At 46.4% G+C, this 18,432-nt stretch carries 22 protein-coding genes; 2 read left to right on the top strand and 20 right to left on the bottom strand.

Features of this window, described 5'->3' with window-relative positions; genetic code table 11:
* Window positions 1-10: 10 nt before the first annotated feature.
* The 3 genes from AN619_RS08925 to AN619_RS08915 are packed head-to-tail and all read right to left on the bottom strand — an operon-like array spanning window position 11 to window position 5,613.
* Window positions 11-2,533, bottom strand: a complete 2,523-nt coding sequence (locus tag AN619_RS08925; protein WP_068556370.1) for a phage tail spike protein — start codon at window positions 2,531-2,533, stop codon at window positions 11-13.
* A 4-nt stretch (window positions 2,534-2,537) separates the two neighbouring features.
* Complete coding sequence (locus AN619_RS08920) at window positions 2,538-3,311, bottom strand: distal tail protein Dit (RefSeq protein ID WP_068556369.1); 774 nt, start codon at window positions 3,309-3,311, stop codon at window positions 2,538-2,540.
* 13 nt (window positions 3,312-3,324) lie between these two features.
* Window positions 3,325-5,613, bottom strand: a complete 2,289-nt coding sequence (locus AN619_RS08915; protein ID WP_068556368.1) for a phage tail protein — start codon at window positions 5,611-5,613, stop codon at window positions 3,325-3,327.
* 133 nt (window positions 5,614-5,746) lie between these two features.
* Here AN619_RS08915 and AN619_RS08910 point away from each other — a divergent pair, with 133 nt between their 5' ends.
* Window positions 5,747-6,019: an AbrB/MazE/SpoVT family DNA-binding domain-containing protein gene (locus AN619_RS08910; protein ID WP_004463997.1), complete on the top strand. Its 273-nt coding sequence runs from the start codon at window positions 5,747-5,749 to the stop codon at window positions 6,017-6,019.
* On the top strand, window positions 6,016-6,420 hold the full coding sequence (locus tag AN619_RS08905) for a putative toxin-antitoxin system toxin component, PIN family (protein ID WP_004463999.1): 405 nt from the start codon (window positions 6,016-6,018) through the stop codon (window positions 6,418-6,420). Before AN619_RS08910 ends, AN619_RS08905 begins: the two co-directional genes overlap by 4 nt.
* A 236-nt stretch (window positions 6,421-6,656) precedes the next feature.
* On the opposite strand, the gene AN619_RS08900 is transcribed toward AN619_RS08905, so the two are convergent.
* The 17 genes from AN619_RS08900 to AN619_RS08820 form a co-directional block, all read right to left on the bottom strand.
* Complete coding sequence (locus AN619_RS08900; RefSeq protein ID WP_003516030.1) at window positions 6,657-7,040, bottom strand: hypothetical protein; 384 nt, start codon at window positions 7,038-7,040, stop codon at window positions 6,657-6,659.
* Window positions 7,040-7,639, bottom strand: coding sequence for a major tail protein (locus AN619_RS08895; protein ID WP_013782353.1), 600 nt, complete (start codon window positions 7,637-7,639; stop codon window positions 7,040-7,042). Before AN619_RS08895 ends, AN619_RS08900 begins: the two co-directional genes overlap by 1 nt.
* A 5-nt stretch (window positions 7,640-7,644) precedes the next feature.
* Window positions 7,645-7,989 carry a hypothetical protein gene (locus tag AN619_RS08890; protein WP_068556367.1) on the bottom strand — a complete coding sequence of 115 codons (345 nt, stop codon included), beginning with the start codon at window positions 7,987-7,989 and terminating at the stop codon, window positions 7,645-7,647.
* Entirely contained in the window at window positions 7,986-8,417 is a 432-nt protein-coding gene (locus AN619_RS08885) for an HK97 gp10 family phage protein (protein WP_068556366.1), read from the bottom strand. Before AN619_RS08885 ends, AN619_RS08890 begins: the two co-directional genes overlap by 4 nt.
* 16 nt (window positions 8,418-8,433) lie before the next feature.
* The gene (locus AN619_RS08880; protein ID WP_068556365.1) at window positions 8,434-8,769 is read right to left on the bottom strand and encodes a head-tail adaptor protein; all 336 of its coding nucleotides are present in this window, start codon (window positions 8,767-8,769) and stop codon (window positions 8,434-8,436) included.
* A gap of 2 nt (window positions 8,770-8,771) precedes the next feature.
* Window positions 8,772-9,080: a head-tail connector protein gene (locus tag AN619_RS08875; RefSeq protein WP_046499149.1), complete on the bottom strand. Its 309-nt coding sequence runs from the start codon at window positions 9,078-9,080 to the stop codon at window positions 8,772-8,774.
* A 20-nt stretch (window positions 9,081-9,100) separates the two neighbouring features.
* A complete protein-coding gene (locus tag AN619_RS08870) occupies window positions 9,101-10,303 on the bottom strand; it encodes a phage major capsid protein (RefSeq protein WP_013297316.1) in 1,203 nt (400 codons plus the stop codon).
* Window positions 10,304-10,353: 50 nt separating this feature from the next.
* Window positions 10,354-11,082, bottom strand: a complete 729-nt coding sequence (locus AN619_RS08865) for a head maturation protease, ClpP-related (RefSeq protein ID WP_008409538.1) — start codon at window positions 11,080-11,082, stop codon at window positions 10,354-10,356.
* Window positions 11,021-12,343: a phage portal protein gene (locus AN619_RS08860; RefSeq protein ID WP_068556364.1), complete on the bottom strand. Its 1,323-nt coding sequence runs from the start codon at window positions 12,341-12,343 to the stop codon at window positions 11,021-11,023. Before AN619_RS08860 ends, AN619_RS08865 begins: the two co-directional genes overlap by 62 nt.
* The gene (locus tag AN619_RS08855; protein ID WP_068556363.1) at window positions 12,340-13,992 is read right to left on the bottom strand and encodes a terminase large subunit; all 1,653 of its coding nucleotides are present in this window, start codon (window positions 13,990-13,992) and stop codon (window positions 12,340-12,342) included. The genes AN619_RS08860 and AN619_RS08855 overlap by 4 nt, the downstream gene beginning before the upstream one ends.
* 54 nt (window positions 13,993-14,046) lie before the next feature.
* Complete coding sequence (locus AN619_RS08850) at window positions 14,047-14,241, bottom strand: DUF5049 domain-containing protein (RefSeq protein ID WP_004400074.1); 195 nt, start codon at window positions 14,239-14,241, stop codon at window positions 14,047-14,049.
* 3 nt (window positions 14,242-14,244) lie between these two features.
* Window positions 14,245-14,712, bottom strand: a complete 468-nt coding sequence (locus AN619_RS08845; protein WP_068556362.1) for a gamma-glutamylcyclotransferase family protein — start codon at window positions 14,710-14,712, stop codon at window positions 14,245-14,247.
* Between the two features lie 61 nt (window positions 14,713-14,773).
* The gene (locus AN619_RS08840) at window positions 14,774-15,673 is read right to left on the bottom strand and encodes an amidoligase family protein (protein WP_068556361.1); all 900 of its coding nucleotides are present in this window, start codon (window positions 15,671-15,673) and stop codon (window positions 14,774-14,776) included.
* Window positions 15,674-15,814: 141 nt separating this feature from the next.
* On the bottom strand, window positions 15,815-16,045 hold the full coding sequence (locus tag AN619_RS08835; protein WP_013782362.1) for a DUF4314 domain-containing protein: 231 nt from the start codon (window positions 16,043-16,045) through the stop codon (window positions 15,815-15,817).
* A complete protein-coding gene (locus AN619_RS08830) occupies window positions 16,042-16,377 on the bottom strand; it encodes a DUF6329 domain-containing protein (RefSeq protein WP_023062550.1) in 336 nt (111 codons plus the stop codon). The genes AN619_RS08835 and AN619_RS08830 overlap by 4 nt, the downstream gene beginning before the upstream one ends.
* A complete protein-coding gene (locus tag AN619_RS08825; protein ID WP_068556360.1) occupies window positions 16,370-17,062 on the bottom strand; it encodes a virulence factor in 693 nt (230 codons plus the stop codon). Before AN619_RS08825 ends, AN619_RS08830 begins: the two co-directional genes overlap by 8 nt.
* A 116-nt stretch (window positions 17,063-17,178) precedes the next feature.
* Complete coding sequence (locus tag AN619_RS08820; RefSeq protein ID WP_068556359.1) at window positions 17,179-18,432, bottom strand: site-specific DNA-methyltransferase; 1,254 nt, start codon at window positions 18,430-18,432, stop codon at window positions 17,179-17,181.

Below are 18,432 nucleotides of genomic sequence, written 5' to 3'. Positions count from 1 at the left end.
ATCATCACCCTCAAATCAGGTCTATAAATCTTGTTTCTGTTGTACCGTCCTCGTATTCAATGACTATCTCAACACCAACTTGGCCGTTTTCGCCCTTTTCAAGGTTTTCGGAAGCAATCTGCGCTGAAAATGTATAACTTTTACGTGTTGCTGGGTATACCGTCTGTGACAGACTCTTTGTCATACCAGGTACACCAACAGCCTTGAAGGAAGCAGTTCCCGAAACACCATTCTCAGTATCCACTTCAAATCCGGAATTGACCCAGTAGGCAAAACCATCATCCGCTCTGGAATTGCGCAGATGGTTGAATGGTACCATATCTTTAATGTCCTGACGGTTTACCAACTCTGCTGAGGACAGCGCATCTGCTGCCTTGTCCCACTGTGCTGAAGAATCGCCAAGTTCCCGCAGTTTAGTTGAAAGCTCAATCACTGTTTTCCATGGCTCCTGCAAGTTATACTGCCTACGCACAACACGTGTCTTTACCAAAAGGCCTAGTTCCTTATCGTCTACCGTTACAATATCACCCAGTTTCCATGCTTCGTGCTCATAACCGGTTAGCGCAGATAAATCCATTGCAGACAGTACATAAGAGACGCGAGGCTTCGAATATTCTGCAAGCCGCATTTTTGCATATTCCAACATCTGATACGGATTTGTAAACGACGAACAATCAAGCGTCGACACCCTCACTTCACTGGAAAAAGTGTAATCTTCCACGTATGCCTTACCTCCGTTAATCGAAGCGAAGGTCAATCCGTCCTTTCCATAAGCATAGAGCCTTGTCACTAATTCGCGTGTATCGACTACCCGCTGAATACTTTTCAAATTCTTTCTATATGAAAAAAGCGCTCCGCTATCAGTACCACTAAAAGTCAAAAGGTGTACCTGGCGGTTGGCGCTGTCAAACACCAGATCGCCGCCATAAATATTCTGTACGGCGCGAAGGATGGATAAGGCATTTTTTTCTGTACACTGCCATGTCCGTTTCGTAGTGACTGTAACATTTCCTACTGTCCAGCCTGTACCCAAAAGTGCATATTGCATCGGAACATCTGCAGTATCTGCATTGAATTCTCTAGGTTCTTTTTCCGCACTGAAAGACAGATCATAAAACACCGCTTCAGCATATACTTGCGTAATAACACGCCCATCTTCGCTTTTATTGTCCGTTAAGGTTCGGATCCGGTAAATGTCATTTACGATTTGCACTTGTTTTTCATTTTCCTGTGTGCTTCTTTTTGGATCATGGAACGGAAGCTTGAATTCCAGCGTATCCGCGCCGTTCACCTCACCAGTGACAATGATATCAAAGGCATTTTCAAGAACAGCTTCCCATGCTCCGTTTTTGTCCAAAATCACAGGACGGGCAAAGCCTAATTTCTCATAGGGCGCTTTCGGTATATCATGAAGCTGTATTTCCAGAAGTTTTGGCGTCCTCAACGGATCGCTGCTGGTAAGGGTAACACGGAACCTTATATATTGCCGATTTGGCGATTGAAGTTCACCGCTGGTTCCCACAGCCTGCCATGCAGACCATTCTTCAAGATCATCGCTTGTGCTGGTCTCTACTAGAGACACTGAAGTAACACCTGCAGTATATTCGCTTGTCACAGCTACACGACCGCTGCCCGATAATGCACGTGGAACCGCCCTTGTATAAAGTACGCCACTTGCAGGATACTCGCCATCTGTTGCTTTAAGGGTGACTGCGCCAGGCTCTGCCAAAGCATCTACATCCGAAGACGCATCCCCACCGTTTGCATGTAAAGACGACTTAAAATATAACAGCAAATCATCAGCTGTAAGCTGTGAGTCCGTTTCCAGAAACCAGTCGTCGAAGCCTCCGGCATAGTAGTAGGTATTTGCATGCATCCCCATAATAATGTCTGCTATACATTCCCGATTCAGCTCTCCCGAAAAGGAACGCACAGGTGACACCCAGGTTGCCCCGTCGCTGCGATCGCATATGATGTTCTGTACCATTTTGTTGTTTACTTCAATGATGGAGGCGATAAAATACCAGCCGCCGTTTTTCAAGGTAATGGTAGCTGTTTCACTCTGGTCGTAGATTAGTGTGCCGGAGGAGTTATACAACATAAGCCTAAGTCTCCCTTGATAAAGTGAAACATAAAAAATTGGCTGACCGGGTCCTTGGCGGGTATTGAATATGGGTATATATGTCTGGCCAACCGAATAGGTGGTAGGATTAATCCAACCGCCTACAACAATCTTTTCGCCCAGATTGCTAAAGAAACTCCCATCATTTTCTGCTATAAGATGGGTCTTTTCAGAAGTCGGATTAACAATATTTTGCCTGAAGTATCTTCCGAATCTTCCAGCAATAAGGTTTGCCGATGTCCCTGACCAGCCGGAGATGGTAAAATGTCTGCCATGTCCCGATGAGTCTATAAGCTGAAGATTTTCGTCTGGTGTTTTTTCATTAAATCGCCATAAAGCAGACGTCCTTGATGTTACAGGAAACTCACCGGTAAAATCCTCTTGGTTTGTCAGGATTGATTTTATCGCCATGTTATCACCTCCATCTGCTTTTTGCCTGTATTTTTAACTCAGTAAAGGTCGCGTTTTCTGCGGCAATCTCAATATGATTAACACCTTTCCTGAGAATTGGAAAATTCAGATCCTGCAAGCTTGGAAGGCCATTTCTCAAGGTTCCGCCTGTTTCATCAATAACCTTAGCTGTTACCATGCCGGAGTCGACAATCAGAGTTTCACCTTCAGATAATGAGCCAACAATTCGCATTTTCTCACCGTTTGTAATAAGCGAAATATAGCCTGATGAGGACGTTGATATCAAACCCTTCAAGAGATAAACCGGATTGGAATCCGCATTTCCTTTAACTCTCTCCAACTCATGCAGACCTGTTTCAGAAAGAACAAATATCTCATCTTCCAACGCATAAACATACGGGTCGGGACAAACAAACCGAAGTTCAAAGCTGCCCGCTGTCCGCAGTAACCGCTCACAGTCAACCGCTTCTGATAAGCGAGCCATGAAATATCGGTCGGGCAAATCATCTAGAACAAGTTGTTTAAGCCCGTTTTCCGGATTTAACCATTCAGCAACATTATCAAGAACCGATACAAGCTCAGCAAAACTGCGCTGGGGAAGCACACTACAGCTAATTATTATGTTTCGTTCTGATATATCGCAGCCAAAATCTGCAATACCTGCTTTGCCCGGCACAGTTTCAAAGGAATTACGCAGGGCAGGGGAAACCTGCCATTTGGTAAGTCTTGCTCGTATTTTCATACTTTGTGACGATATTCCATTGTAGATAAATCCCATATGCTTCCCTCCATTACGCTGTTATAAAACGTCCCTGCGCCCTTGAACCTGTCTGCATCAGGTTATATAACTCCTGTGAAATCCTGCGGATGTCTTCTTCACCACGAACAATCATCTGCTGCACCACAACAAGCGGCCCAGAAGCTAAACCGTTAAATCCACCTCGTCCACTTACATTAATGTCAGGGGAAACATTAAAGTCCGTCGGCACTGCATTTTGCATATCGTCGGCCACTCTGGCCATAGCCTTATCGAATCCCTCGCCAATACCTAATGCCATATTGCCGCCGATACCTTCAAAAACAGTGGACGGTGAGCGGATGCCAAGGAAATTTTTCACTCCGTCGACAATTCCGGAGAAAAAGCCGCTGACCTTGTCCCACAGCCAGCTTCCAAGGCTCTTAATACCTTCCCAGATGCCTTTTACAATGTTCTTACCGATCTCAACTACCGAAACAACCGCCTTACCCAAACCTTCAATAATAGCCGCAACAATCTGAGGTAAAGACTTTACTAGTTCGGGAATGGCTTTCACAAGCCCGACAGCGAGTTGTACGATAAGCGTAATTCCTAATTCTATGATCTTCGGCATATTGTTCGTCACGAAATCAATGATTGACGCAATAATCCTCGGCAGCGCCTCAATGAGTTTCGGCAGGGCATTCAAAAGGCCCTGTGCCAACCCCTGTATGATCTGAAACGCCGCGTCAAGGATTTTATCCATATTGTCAAGAAGAACCTCGGCAATAAGGATGACGGCTTCAACAACAGCGGGTATCAGCTCCGGAAGCGCCTCTCCGATGCCGGACGCCAGCGTAACAATCATCTGCACCGCGGCTTCCACCAAAGCAGGAAGATTATCGATTATGCCCTGCACCAGCGCCATGACAAGCTGCAAAGCGCCTTCTGTTATCTGCGGCAGTGCGTCGATCAACGTCTGCAATAGGGTCATAACAATCTGAACCGCCGCGTCGATAATGACGGGAAGGTTCTCCACTATTGCACCGCCGATGGAGGTGACGATATCCAAGCCTACCTGAATGAGGTTGGGCAAGTTCTCCATCATCATACTCACAAGGCTTCCCATCGTATTGCCTATGACTTCGCTTATCTTCGTCCAGTCGCCGCCCGCTTCAGATAATCCACGAGTAAATTCCCCAAGAAGCGTAACTCCGTCATCGGCCAATATCTGAAGCTGGGGAAGCAGCACGGTACCCAGCATGTTCTTGGCTGCTGCGCTGCCTGCTTTGAGCCGTTGGATGCTGTCATCGAATTTGCCGAGAGCGTTCAGCGAATCCTCGCTCATAACCGCGCCCATACGTTTTGCTTCCTCGGTCAGCTCCGCTATCCCTGCCGAACCCTGTGCGATCAAGGGGTTCAGTTCTTGGGCTGATTTTCCGAAAATCTGCATGGCCAGCGCGTCGCGCTCGGTTTCGTTTGACACCTTACCAAGTGCGTCTATGGTTTCCCAGTATACCGTTTCGCTGTCGCGCAGATTGCCGTTTGCGTCAGTTACCGAAATACCGAGCCTCCGGTAAGCGTCTGCGATCTCGCCGGTGCCTTTTCTTGCGGAAGACATGGATCTGACGTTCCTTGCCATGCTGCCGGTTAAAGTATCTAAGGAGACATCCACAAGCTCCGCGGCGTATTTATACGCCTGCAGGCTGTCGGTGGACATGCCGGTTACGGTCGAGGCGGTAAGGATTTCATCGGCATAGGCCGCCGAATTTACCGACATATCCACAAGAGCTTTTCCCGCACCGACCGCTGCTGTACCAATAGCGGCCAGGGCTGCTCCCATGGCCACACCGATACCTTTCAATACACCTCCCAGTTTTTCAAAGCGCCCGCCTGCGTCATCCGCCTGATCCGCGGCCTTTTTAATTTCTCTGCCAAATTCGTCCGCCTGTTTTTCCGCTTCGTCAAACTCTTTTCCCGCATTGTCCAGCGCTTTGTTGTTCGCTTCCAGCTCGCGCTCCATTTTGTTCAGCTCGGCTTTGGCGTTGTTGAGCTGTATCTGCCAGGACTGCGTCCGCTTGTCGGTTTCTCCGAAAGATGAGGCGGCATTGGCAAGGGCTTTCTCCAAAGTAGCTATTTTTTCTTTCTGCAATTCGATCTCTTTGTTAAGCACCTTGTTTCTTGCAGTAACAGCTTCAACTGACTTATCCTGCTTGTCGAACTGAGATGCGACCAGGTTCATTTCGCTACCCAGTACCTTAAAACTTTGGTTGATCTCACGAATGGCGTTTTTAAATTCCTTTTCGCCTTCAATCCCGATCTTCAAGCCAAAATTGTCTGCCACATAACCGCCTCCTTTCGAGTAAAAATTAAAAAATTATAAAAGGCTATTGTATTTCAATGCGGTTTGGCATATACTAATAGTAGGGAAAGTAGGGAATTTCCTGCTTTTCAAATCCTAAAAAGGAGGACTTAGCATGAACGTTCCCATAGTTGATAATGCAAAGGTAATGGCAAAAGGCCAGATCACGCTGCCAAAAGATATCCGCTCCAAACTTCGCCTTTCCACCGGAGACCGCGTCACCCTCATTTGCGAGGAAGACCGGGTTATCCTTATGAACTCCGCTGTCTACGCCATGAAAATGCTACAGAAAGAAATGGAGGGCGAAGCGGAAAAAGCCGGGATCCGCAATGATGACGATGTTATGGATCTGGTGAAGGACGTCCGCGCGGAGATTGAAGGTCTATGAGAGTGTTAATTGACACCAACATCCTGATCTCCGCTTCCTTGAGCTGCGAAGGAACGCCTTATCAGGCGTACATTAAAGCTGTAACACACCCCAACCATGGTATGGTTTGCGATCAAAACATCGATGAGCTTCGCCGGGTATACAACCGGAAATTCCCCCATAAGATCCAGGCGCTTGAACGCTTTTTGGCGATTGCGCTTACTGTTCTTGAAGTTGTTCCAACTCCCGCAGTTGACGTGTCGGATGAGGCGCTTGTCCGGGACGCATCCGACAGGCCAATACTCAGGGCGGCCATTGCGGCAAAAGCTGACGTGCTTGTAACCGGAGACAGGGATTTCCTTGAATCCGGCATAACAAACCCAAAGATCGTAACAGCGGCAGAGTTTTTGCAAATGGAATAAAAGCAGCTTTTTAAAGCAGGGATTACAGCCACCCTGCTTTTTTGCTGCTTATATTCCATAAGGTATCACATCATCAATGGTCAGCATGCGCTTCGGTTTAGACAGTCCTAAAAACTGTCTATGGCACTCCCATAAATCAAGCAGGTACCCAATAGGCATTAGCCATACTTCATCCTCTGAACGGTTGAGCTGGACAGTACCGTAATATAGAAGCCGAGTGAACAATTCCTCATCGCTCACTCGGCCGGTGTGTTTTTTAAGTCATCCTCACTTTCAACGTTTCTTTTGGTACCCTTGAACATTGCTTCCATGATAGCGTCTTTATATGCTGCCAGTTCCAAAGGAGATGTGAGAAGTTCCACTGTCTCTTCAGTCAGGAGTTCACGCTTATCCTGATTTTTAAGGTTGTGTATCAAAATGCTCTGGTTAGCCAGCAGTGTAATCAGCCATACCACTTCGTCAAGAGCCATCTCGAAGTTCTCGGTTTTCATCAGTTTCGTGCCGAGGTTTTCAAGACCGCCGTACCTTTTTGCAATCTCCTTTGTCGCTTTAGTGGTTAGAATAAGCTGATATTCTTCATCGCCTATTTTGATAATTGCGCTTCTGTCATTATCCTGCATTATTCGCTACCTCCTCCCACAGCAAATACCGGCTCATAAACTTCCGTATACCAACCGGTAATAGTTTCAGGCGATACACCGGGATCGTCTTCGCTGACCTCCGCCTTCCAAGGGTGCTTTCCCTGGCCATCTGGTTTGTTACGTCTCATGACTGTCCCTTCAATGGTGGGTGTCGAAAAGGTAATGCTGTCGCCCTTCGTCTGCAGATTTGTTGCCGGAATACCGAATTTTACGCGGTACAACCAAAAATACCGGTACTTGCCGTTGGCTTTCTTTGCCCTGAACCCGATAGCCACCGGAGCACCCCCATCCTCGCTGGCGGAAATCAGCACCTTGTTGTCGTCAAGGGTGGCTCCCGTCAAAACCTCAGCAGCGTCTACTCCGATATCTGCAACACCAAGAGTCAGTGTGCCGCTTTGAAATTCTTTGACCACTTCTGCCGCTCCGTCGTCGGCATAAAGTGTCGCCTCGGCCAGTTCCACCGAAAGCTCCGCCGTAATCGCCTTAGCCAGCGGAACAGGTGTATCGTAGGTTTCTTCCCCGTTTTCATTCTCTGTTATTTTGGCGTAATACAACCTGTCCAGTCCGATTGTCGCCATGCCTCTCATTCCTCCTCTATCTCGTATTCTTTCGCCACGTCGATGGCATAATGGTGATAGCCGGTATCGTCCTCATGGCCTATATACCGCCTGTCGGTAATGGTAAAGCCTGCTTGGAGCAATGTGTTCACTATTTCGTTTTTACGGGCAGTGTAGTTTCCCTTTATAAATAAAGACAATCTTACCTCCTGGGTTTCTACCTGAGGCCGGTTGTCTGCAAAAACCTCAAATGTATCTGTCATCGGAGTAATGACAAGGTACTCATCTGGCGGTACACCGCTAAATACCCCGGTTTCAATGGGGATACCCAAACCATCTAATAACGAGTTTAATTCTGACAATATGCTCATATACGACCCAGCTCCTGTTCCAGTCTTGACTTCATTACTTCGATGCAGGACTTCCTTGTAGCTGATTTTGCCGGTTTCAAAAAGGGCCTTGGAGGCTGCCCGGACTTGCCATACTCAATAATATTAGCGATCTTCGCATTGCTTTCCCCATCTTTCCTTGGTTCAGTAAAGCCGATTTTTATGTTGTGGTTTCCATTCCTGTCCTGTTTGGCAGGAGAGAGCCCCAAAGCATTTACCAATTCACCGGTTGCTCTGGACGGATATTTAGTGCCGCTCCCGATAACTGACTGAAGATTGGACTTCACTTTTGAAAGAACCACTTCCCCGCCTGCTTCCAGCACCTTAGGTATGATTTCATCTGTTCCTTCTCCAAGTCTGGATAACTTGAGCAAGAACTCTTCCGGCATTTTAACTTCCACCTTAGCCACGTTGCAGCCCCTCCTTTTATGCTTTGCTTGATTTCACCTTTTCCGCAAGCACCTCAATATACATTCCACGTCCTTTTACGTCCTCAACACTGATAATGTTGTACCTGCCATCGCTGCAAACGAGTACAAGATCTGTGGTAACTTCCAGGTTAGGTATCTTACGGAAGCGAAACAGGGCAGACGCCTGCGAAAACGCCGCCCTGTTTGCCCATTTTTCACTGCCATGCCTATCTTCCTTGTATGCCCTTACCGAAGCAAGAATAACATCACCTTTTTCAGCAAAACCCTCACTATCCTTAACCGGCTTGACTGAGATAATGTCCACGAAAGTATTCATTTTCCCAAAGCCCATATTTACACCTTCCAATCCCGGTCGAGCCGCAGCAATAGATTAACTGTATTCCATACCTGCTGTCCAGCCTGCACACTATCCCCAAAAAAGCCAGCCGTCGAGCCATCCCTGCTTTCATAAAAATGGCTCGACAGCATAATGACAGCCTGCTCAGTAGTAGGCAGCATTGGGTTTTCGGCATAATATCCTTCCGGCTTTTTCTGGTAACTTTCTGCATAGGCCACTGCGGCTTTGATATACTCTTGTAAAAGTGCATCATCTTCGCTGTGTTGCAATATGAGGTTTGCTTTAACCTTCTCCAAAAGTTCCATGCCGCAGCCCTCCGTTTTAATTAAGCTGATTTCTGCTGCAGTATCTTGACTGCTTCAGACAGTACCAGCTTGCCATCTACACGCTGGGTTGCCATGAATCCAACTTGTCCGGTCGCAGCATACAGCTCATTAAGCCGCTTAAAAACCCTGCCTTGACGGTCTGCCACCCAGTAATAAGAAAAATCGCCGAATACAATCGTTTTTGCTCCGGCGGCAATGGCTGGCATAAATGCAGAAGTTTTAACTGGACGATTGAGGATAGTATCCGGTGTTCCAGCAGTTACAGAAGGCTGCCAGAGATACTGACCGTTGTTGTCTTTGAGCTTCCTTATAGCTTTAATTGTCGAATCATTCATAATGAATACAGCGTTCCTGCGGTACGGAGACTTTAGGCTGTAGAACAAGTCCATGATCTCGTCAAGGGTAATGGCTGTTGCACTCGCCGCAGTTACTCCTATCTCGCCACCGCCGTTATCTGCCAAGATACCGGTTGGCTTGCCAGATCCGTCACCGATAAAAAATGCTTCCTCCTCTTTTGCTCCGATTCGGCGGGCGAATTCTTTGGCTATATACTGTTCAAGGTTAAATACACTATCGTTTAACAATTCCTCTGACACCTTGATCATAGTAGCCAGCTTATATGCGCCGATGGATACCTGTGCAAAGGAGTCATCGCTTTCGGGAATCTGGCCTTCCTCATCCACCCAGGATGCAGTACCCTTGCTTGCCACCACAGGAATTTTCTTGTCACCGCTGGACGTGGTAATAACATTGGCAATCTGCCTAAAGATATTCTCCTCCTCCAGTGCTTCCACAAGAGTACGCTCAAAGTCGTCGGGAACAAGATATCCACCTTCGGTGTCCTCTCCAATCTGCAGCGCGTTGTGTACGTCATATTTGCGCCTGCCGCGCATCATGTTCCAGAAAGACTGCCTGTACTCATCGCTGGCACGTCCGGTTTTCTCATTGTTGCCAGATATGGAAGTGGGTTTGTCTGTAATAGGAATATTCAACGGTTTTGACAGTTCCAAATCTATGGCAGCCTGACGCTCAAGACGCTCTATTTCTTTGCCCAGCGCAATAACGTCGGCTTCCATTTTTTCATAAGTCGCGGTATCCTCCGGTGAAAGCAGTCCGTCGTTCCCGCGTTTGCTGTCGAGGAAAGCTTTAGCAGCTTCCCATACTTTAGCGCGTTTTTCACGCAGTTCCAGTATTTTGCTCATAATCAAATCCTCCTTACGGTTTTATTTGGGGTCCCCGCTAAATCGCAGATTTAGTGGGGTAAAAGTAGAAAAAGCCGCTTTTCAAGCGACTCAATTGGTGTTCCTTTTGGTTTTTCTTTTGGTTTAAGCTTTTGCAGGATGGAATTTGTTACTGCCTGCCTGCTGAAGATCATTCCTCCTGATACTTCAAATTCGGATGGGAATGATTCATCCTCCATAAACAAGATTCCATCGGCAAAGCCAAGTTCCACCGCTTTTCTTGCGTTAAACCAGCTTTCTGCATCCATTAAGTGCGATATTTTTGCCCTGGAAAGTCCGGTTTTCAGCTCATAAGCGTTGATGATGGATTCCTTTATTTCTTCCAGCATTGCGATAGCTTTCTCCATTTCTTCCGTATCACCGATGGCTATTGTCATAGGGTTGTGAATCATCATCATGCTGACTGGTGACATAAAGACGTCACCTCCGGCCATAGCTATGACCGAAGCGGCGCTGGCTGCAATACCGTCAATCTTTACCGTCACTTTGCCTTTGTAATCCATAAGCATGTTGTAAATTTGATTAGCTGCAAATATATCTCCGCCAGGGCTGTTGATCCAGATCGTTATATCACCCTCTCCGGACAACAGCTCTGATTTGAACTGTTTGGGAGTTACTTCGTCTCCCAGCCAGCTTTCTTCAGCTATTGGGCCGTCAATATATAATGTCCGGCTGCCATCATCGTTTTGTATCCAGTTCCAGAAGCGGCGAACCGGTTTTGGTTTTTGTGATTTGTTCAACTTTTGATCCCTCCGTTTTAGCATTGTTTTTGCCTGCAAAGGCACCTGCATCGGCAAGCCTGGTCATGTTACCGTTAACAAGATACAGATCTCCACCCAACTCCGCCGGAATCCGGTTCATGTCCTCAAGCTCGCGGATATCGTTAGCAGACATCCAGCCGTTCTGTCGAGCTACAGCATAACCATTCATGCGGCTTGCATAATCACCGCGCAGAAGGCCATCTACATTGAATTTGACAAAGTATGCCCGCTTCTCTGATGGTAAAAGCAGCGCTTTTTGGAGAGCCTGTTCCCAACGCACCACCCACGGGTCAAGCGTGTATTTAACAAATTCCAGAGATTGCTGTTCGATGTTTGAAAAGCTTGACTTTTCAAGATCTCCAACCATATGGGGAGGTACTCGGAATATCCGAGCAATTTCATTTATCTGAAACTTTCTTGTCTCTAAAAACTGTGCCTGTTCGGGTGGAATGCCGATTGGTTGAAACTTCATTCCCTCTTCCAGAACTGCAATGCGATGAGCATTGGCACTTCCTTGATAAACAGCATTCCAGCTTTCTCGCACCTTTGCCGGATCCTTTAATACGCCGGGATGTTCCAGAACGCCACCCGGATTTGCTCCGTTGGCAAAAAAGGATGCACCATACTCCTCACAGGCAATAGCCATGCCTATGGCGTTCTTGGCCATAGCAATAGGGGAGTATCCGATCAGTCCGTCAAAACCGAGTCCCGGGATGTGAAGAACCTCATCACTTCGTAGGTATATAAGGCCTGCTTTTGGATTAACCCTACTCTCATCGCTGTCGCGCCGATAAGTGTAAAACAGTTCTCCGTTTGGAGCCCTGTCTACCGTCATTTTGTTTGGCAAAAGTGGATAAAGCGCCAGCACTCGTCCGGAACCATCCCTAATAATTTGAGCGTAAGCATTTCCCCATAAAAGAAGATGACTCATCAGTGTTTCTCGGAACACGAATGAAGTCATCTCAGGGTTTGGTTCGTCATGGAGTAAATAATAGAGCGGGTGGGTCAACGCTTTTTCTTTGCCACCGTCTTCTTTATAGCGGTACACATGAAGCGGAAGCCCGGCGATGGCTTCTGCAAGTATCCTTACACAGGCATACACTGCAGTTGTCTGCATAGCAGTCCGCTCATTTACAGTCTTTCCGCTGGATGTGCCGCCGAAGAAAAAGCTATATGCATTACCGAACAGGCTGTTTTTCGGCTTATCCCTTGCTTTGAACAAACGGGAAAATACACTCATATAATCAACAGCCCCCTTTCATCATAAATTGATCCGTTGTGTTCATCCCCGTCATGCCTTAACGCGCGGTCAAGCGCCATAATTAACGCTACCGCACCATCTATTCTCTCGGTGGATTTTTCTTTATCCGGCTTAATGTTTCCGGCGGGATCGGTTTTGACATAGATATTGTCCATCATCCACCGCAGTATTGGATTACCACCATGGGCGATGCGTTCTTCCAATGTCAGCTTCATCAACTCTTTTGTAGGCGGCGACATATCCTTGAAACCCTGACCGAATGGAACAACCGTAAACCCCAAAGCCTCGAGGTTTTGCGTCATCTGAATTGCGCCCCAGCGGTCAAAGGCTATTTCCTTAATGTTATATTTCATTCCGAGTTCCTCAATAAAGGTCTCGATAAAGCCATAATGCACGACGTTACCCTCAGTGGTATATAAAAAGCCTTGCCTCTCCCAGACATCATAAGGCACATGATCTCTCCGCACACGCTGATCAATATTCTCCTCCGGTATCCAGAAAAAAGGTAGAATCTGATATTTATCAGATTCATCAAGCGGTGGAAACACCAGCACAAAGGCGGTAATATCGGTAGTAGATGACAGGTCAAGTCCTCCGTAACAGGTTCTGCCGCGCAATTTTTCTGCATCAACAGGAAACGCACACTTATCCCATTTATCCATTGGCATCCAGCGCACCGATTGTTTCACCCACTGATTTAAGCGGAGCTGACGGAATAAATTTTCCTCTGCAGGATTTTGCTTGGCATTTTCACAAGCCACCCTCAATTTTTCGATGTCGACTGTAATGCCCAGTGACGGGTTAACCTTTCTCCATACCTTTTCACTTGTCCAGTCATCGGTATCGGCTGCGCTGTAGATAACAGGGTAGAAAGTCGGATCTATCTTACGCCCTTGAAGAATATCCTCAGCCTTTTGATGTACTTCCCAGCAGATGGAATTGCGGTCTGTGCCAGCAGTTGTGATCAGGAAAAACAGCGGTTGTTTTCTTGCATCGCCAGATCCGTGAAGCATTACATCATAAAGATCCCTGTTTGGCTGAGCATGAAGTTCGTCAAATACCACACCATGGACGTTTAGGCCATGTTTTGTATATGCCTCCGCTGAAAGCACCTGATAAAAACTGCCTAACGGTTTATAAACCAGCCGCTTCTGTGACAGCATTGGCTTAATTCGAGATTTTAATGCCGGACACTGTTCCACCATATCTACCGCAACATCGAAAACGATGGATGCCTGCTGACGGTCAGATGCACATCCGTAAACCTCGCCACCATGTTCGAAATCACCGCAGGTAAGGTATAAAGCAATTGCCGCTGCAAGTTCGCTCTTACCCTGCTTTTTTGGAATTTCTATATAGGCAGTGTTAAACTGCCTGTATCCATTAGGTTTCAAGATTCCGAATATGTCCCGGACAATCTGTTCCTGCCAGTCAATTAATTCAAAAGGCATTCCATACCATTCACCCTTGGTATGCTTCAGGCAGTTTATAAAAGTAACAGCGGCATCCGCCGCTTCCTTGTCATATCGAGAACCTTCCGCCATAAACTTGGTTGGTTTATACCGTTTTAACTTCCGCAGCTTTGCCGCCTCCTTTCCTAAAATTGAGCAAGAAAAAAGGAACCTCATGGATGAAGTTCCTCTCCTTAGTGGATTTCTATGAAACTTGTTACGTTATAACCGTTATCGTTTGCCTGTCAGGATAAACTCGGCATATTCTTTCTTGTGTTCATTAAGAAATACTACTAATTCATAAAACCCCATTTTATATGCCTCTTCCTGTACTCTTGGCAAGTCAAACATATTGCAGGCACCGCTGTCCCGTATGGCCATAATCTGCCGATAAATCTTATCAGTTATCAGATTCTCGTTACCCATGTCCTACACCTCTGACTTCTCTGCCGCTGAAATTGAATCTCTTACCGCTTTATTGAGAAACGAAATATCAAAACCCGCATCTATATAGCCCTGCCGAATCACCTCGTAATAGTAACGACCCGGTGCTCCCAAAGGTCTACCTTCATTCATGATATACACCATTGCGGGTACCCACTGCCCTTTGAAACGTACCTTAACCGTTTCTTTCCGGTATAGATGCGGATAACCTTCATATCTGTCCAGCACCTTCTCATCATTAGGCATGATTCTCCAAAGCATTACCGGTACACTTTCACCTTTTTGTTTTTCTATTGTCGCTACTGCGCCGCCATTCCCTCCTCTGAATAACAGCCGGTATCCTGTGAGTTTTGCACTCCCCAGCACTTTTGCCGTTGGGCAGCGGTATGCCATCTGCCTTAAGTTCAGATTGCTTCCGTATGCTAAATATATGGTTCCTTTTTCTTTGCTCATCGTATCATCCTCCTTGTATTTACCAAGGCAGAGGCGGAGATCCACCCCTGCGCTTGTCTATCTATGCTGCCCGAAACCGCCATGCTGCGTTACCATCAAGGTGTTTGCAAAGATGCTCCCGGCAGTTTTTGAACTCATCACCAATAAGTCCTATGCGGTTGAGATATGTCCGCATGGCAAACTTCTCATTTTCAACCTGTGGTTTCTTGCTGGAAGCACATTTTTGGGTTAATGCCTGATGGTTTAACGCAAGGGCAAGCACTATGTAGCTTCTAATTTTTCCCGCATGAAGTTCGCTGTTAAAGCCTCGAAGCTCAATTGTCCCATTGCCGTTAAAAAAGCTGTGCAGGTTCAAAAAGTGGTATCTGCTATTATGGTAATGGGTGCTTCGGCTTTCGCTGTAACCCTCGTACCAGATGCTCTCAATCGCTGCCATGGTTTTGGGCTTACGCCGATTCATCTTCTCAACCAGTGCCGCATCCATCTTTTTACAAAACCGCATCCTGTCCGGCTCAATCTGCAATGCTTTATAGAAAAGGTCATTCTTGCTGGCGATAATATTGATAAAATTGCGGATGCTTCGCGGAGTGTGGTTTGCACCGTCTATATGGATATGGATCCCACAGCTTGTGTTTGCAAAACCTCCAGCCTTGCGAAGCCTTCTTACCAATTCCTGCAGGGTTTCAATGTCTTCGCGGTATGTCAGTATCGGACTTACCAACTCGACGCTATATTCTCGGCCAGCCGCCGCAACCCGGCCGCTTTCCTTTTTCTGAGTCCGGATGCTCCCGTCGCTCATGAATTTCCATATCCGTCCATCCGGTGCAATAACTTTCTGCGTGTTGTAGTAGTCGCTGCCGCTTTCGATCCTCCCGCCCAAAAACTCGGCGGCGACCTTTGCCGCCTGCGCCCTTGTAATTCCTGTAAATTCTACCTCGATTCCAAATCTCGTTGTAAGCATTGCGCTTTTTCCTCGCTTTCTCTGTGTTTTTTGCCCTTTGGCAGTGTACATTAGGCCATTGAAAACACAGGATAGCAAGGCAATTCTGCGTGAGTTTTCACTGGATTTTGAACAATTTTACACATCTTGAATTGTGTACATTTACAGCTTTCTGATCACATCTATACCATAGGCTACACCCAAAGAAGAACCGCAGTCCCAGTTGATATGAACAGTTCCGATATCATCCACGAAAGATACTGTTCCTTGGTCTCCCGGTTTCAGCTTAGAATACGGATCATCCATGCAGATAAGCTCAACACGTGTTCCCGGCGGATACTGCTCTTTAATGCGAAGGACTGTTTCTTTTGAAGGGAAGCCTCTTGCACTCATAGTTCGTCCTCCTCTCCAGGATAATATGCGGCATACTTTGGGTAATCTCTACCATCCGGCATTACCAACACTCCATCAGACCGTCCCCGCTGCTTAACCAGCAGGCAACGCCACACTCCATCCTCATTAACGTGACAAAGCCCTTTATTTTCCTCAATGAAAATGCGATCAACACATAGGTCGGCAACGAAGTTATCATAATCAATCTTTGATAGCTCGATAGTTTTTACAACTACAAATCGTTTCCTCGTCTCATACCGATGCGGCACTTTTAAATCCTCTATTCTAAACGGATGCTTGACAAAGAAGGCGGTGCTATGAAAATCATTCATTTTCGTCCACCGCCTTTGCTCTGCCTTTCCGATACGCCCCGTTACCGGACAGCCTTGAAAGTAACACCTTGCGTTCAGTTTTGAAGTTATCACCTATAAACCCCAACCTAAGCAGGAAACAGCGAAAAGCATATTTTTCATTATCTGTTGGTTTTTCTTTTCGTAGTACTCGCTTCTGTAATTTTGCCTGTTCTGCCATCTGCTTTGCCAGCGTTATATAGGTCTGCACTTCATCAGCATTTAAAGTCGCGTTCCAGAAAGGGAAGGAAATCTCATCATTTTCAGCTAAGACTACAAGTTCCCCCTCAATCAACATTGCCTTCTTTATCAATGTCTCTTTGCTGGCCAGCATATTATTTAGGTTTTCAAGGCTAATCGCGCTAAAGCCCTCCAACGAAAGAGTAATTGTCATGGTTCCCTCTGCTGAAAAGCCCGCCATATTCAGCGCGTCAATAACTGAACGGATGGTTTTTATTTCATTGAGACTGATTTTCGGTGAGTGAACCACACTGTCCCTGTCAATCGTCCAACTGCCAGCAGATTTTTCGTCTTTAATCTCATACAAAAACTCCGGTGCTCCGGCATAGCGCACCTGGCCTTCAAGGGCTTCAGCTATGACCGAGGCAATGGCTTTTCTCTCCTGACCGACAATCTTCTGTGAAAAGCGAAAGCTGTTATTGCTCATGCCATACACCTCCCCTCAAATAAGCTAAAACATTTTTGATTCCCATAAAAAATCCCACCTTTACTTTTTGGTGGGGTACATTAACGCTCTGTTTTGAGGGGAAAGCAAGGACATTTTTAAGCAATCTTTGTTTCCGCGTAAGGTATTTTTTCGCTACCTGACACCAAGAATACTGAATCTGCTCCAAATTGTGAAACATAGCGCTTTACAATCACATCGCAGTATTTCGGGTCAAGCTCCATCATAAAACAAACCCGCCCGGTCTGCTGCGCCGCAATCATTGTCGTACCAGAACCACCGAACAGGTCAAGAGATAAATCTCCAATATGGGAACTATTGAGCATTGCCTTTGCTACAAGCGATACCGGCTTCATGGTAGGGTGTTCCTCCGATACTTTAGGACGGGGTATCTCCCAAACATCTGACTGTTTACGGTCTTTAAGCGGGCAAAGGCGTGTTCCTTCAAGCCAACCATACCAGATCGGCTCGTACTGGGTATGATAGTCCTTTCTTGATAGTACCAAGCTGTCTTTTTTCCATATAATTGTGCTCGACCAGTGATACCCTGCCTCCCGCATGACGTTCATCAAACTGCCCCATTCCTGAGCACTCATTACTACATAGGTCATGCATCCGGCTTCAGAAACCTCTTTCATGCATTTAAAAGCGCACAATAAAAAAGCGCCGAATTCTTCGGTGCTCATATTGTCATTTAGAATTTGTCTTGGCTTCCAGCTCGGATGCCTGGTATCTGAACCGTAATCAACATTCCAGGGTGGGTCGGTGAAAACAAATCTCGCCTTTTGGCCATCCATCAGCTTTTGCACATCTGAAAGCATGGTGCTATCACCGCACATCAGACGGTGGCTGCCAAGCATCCATAGGTCGCCCTTTTTGGTAACCGGAATTTTAATCTCTGCAATTGCCTTTTCTGTATCGAAATTATCCTCTTTGACATTAGCGGTTGATTTATCACGGAACAACTCATCAATTTCCGCAGCATCAAACCCGGTAAGAGAAACGTCAAAACCATCTTCATTTAAATCCATAAGCAGATCGGTCAAAAGCGGAATATCAAACTCGCCACTGATTTTATTCAGTGCAACATTGAGCGCCTTTTCCCGCTGTTCATCCAAATCAACTACAACACAGTCGATCTCCTTATACCCCAAAGCTGTAAGTACTTTATAACGCTGATGTCCGCCGACAATATTCCCGGTGCGTTTATTCCATATGACCGGCTCTACATATCCAAACTCTTCAATAGACCGACGTAATTTTTCATATTCAGGGTCACCAGGCTTTAAATCTTTCCGCGGATTATATTTCGAAGGTTTTAATTTTTCTGCTGGTATTTTCAGTATATCCAT

Origin of the sequence: Thermotalea metallivorans (assembly GCF_001562415.1) — a bacterium.
GTDB classification, from domain to species: Bacteria; Bacillota; Clostridia; order Peptostreptococcales; family Thermotaleaceae; genus Thermotalea; species Thermotalea metallivorans.
This window is presented reverse-complemented; position numbering and strand designations above follow the sequence as displayed.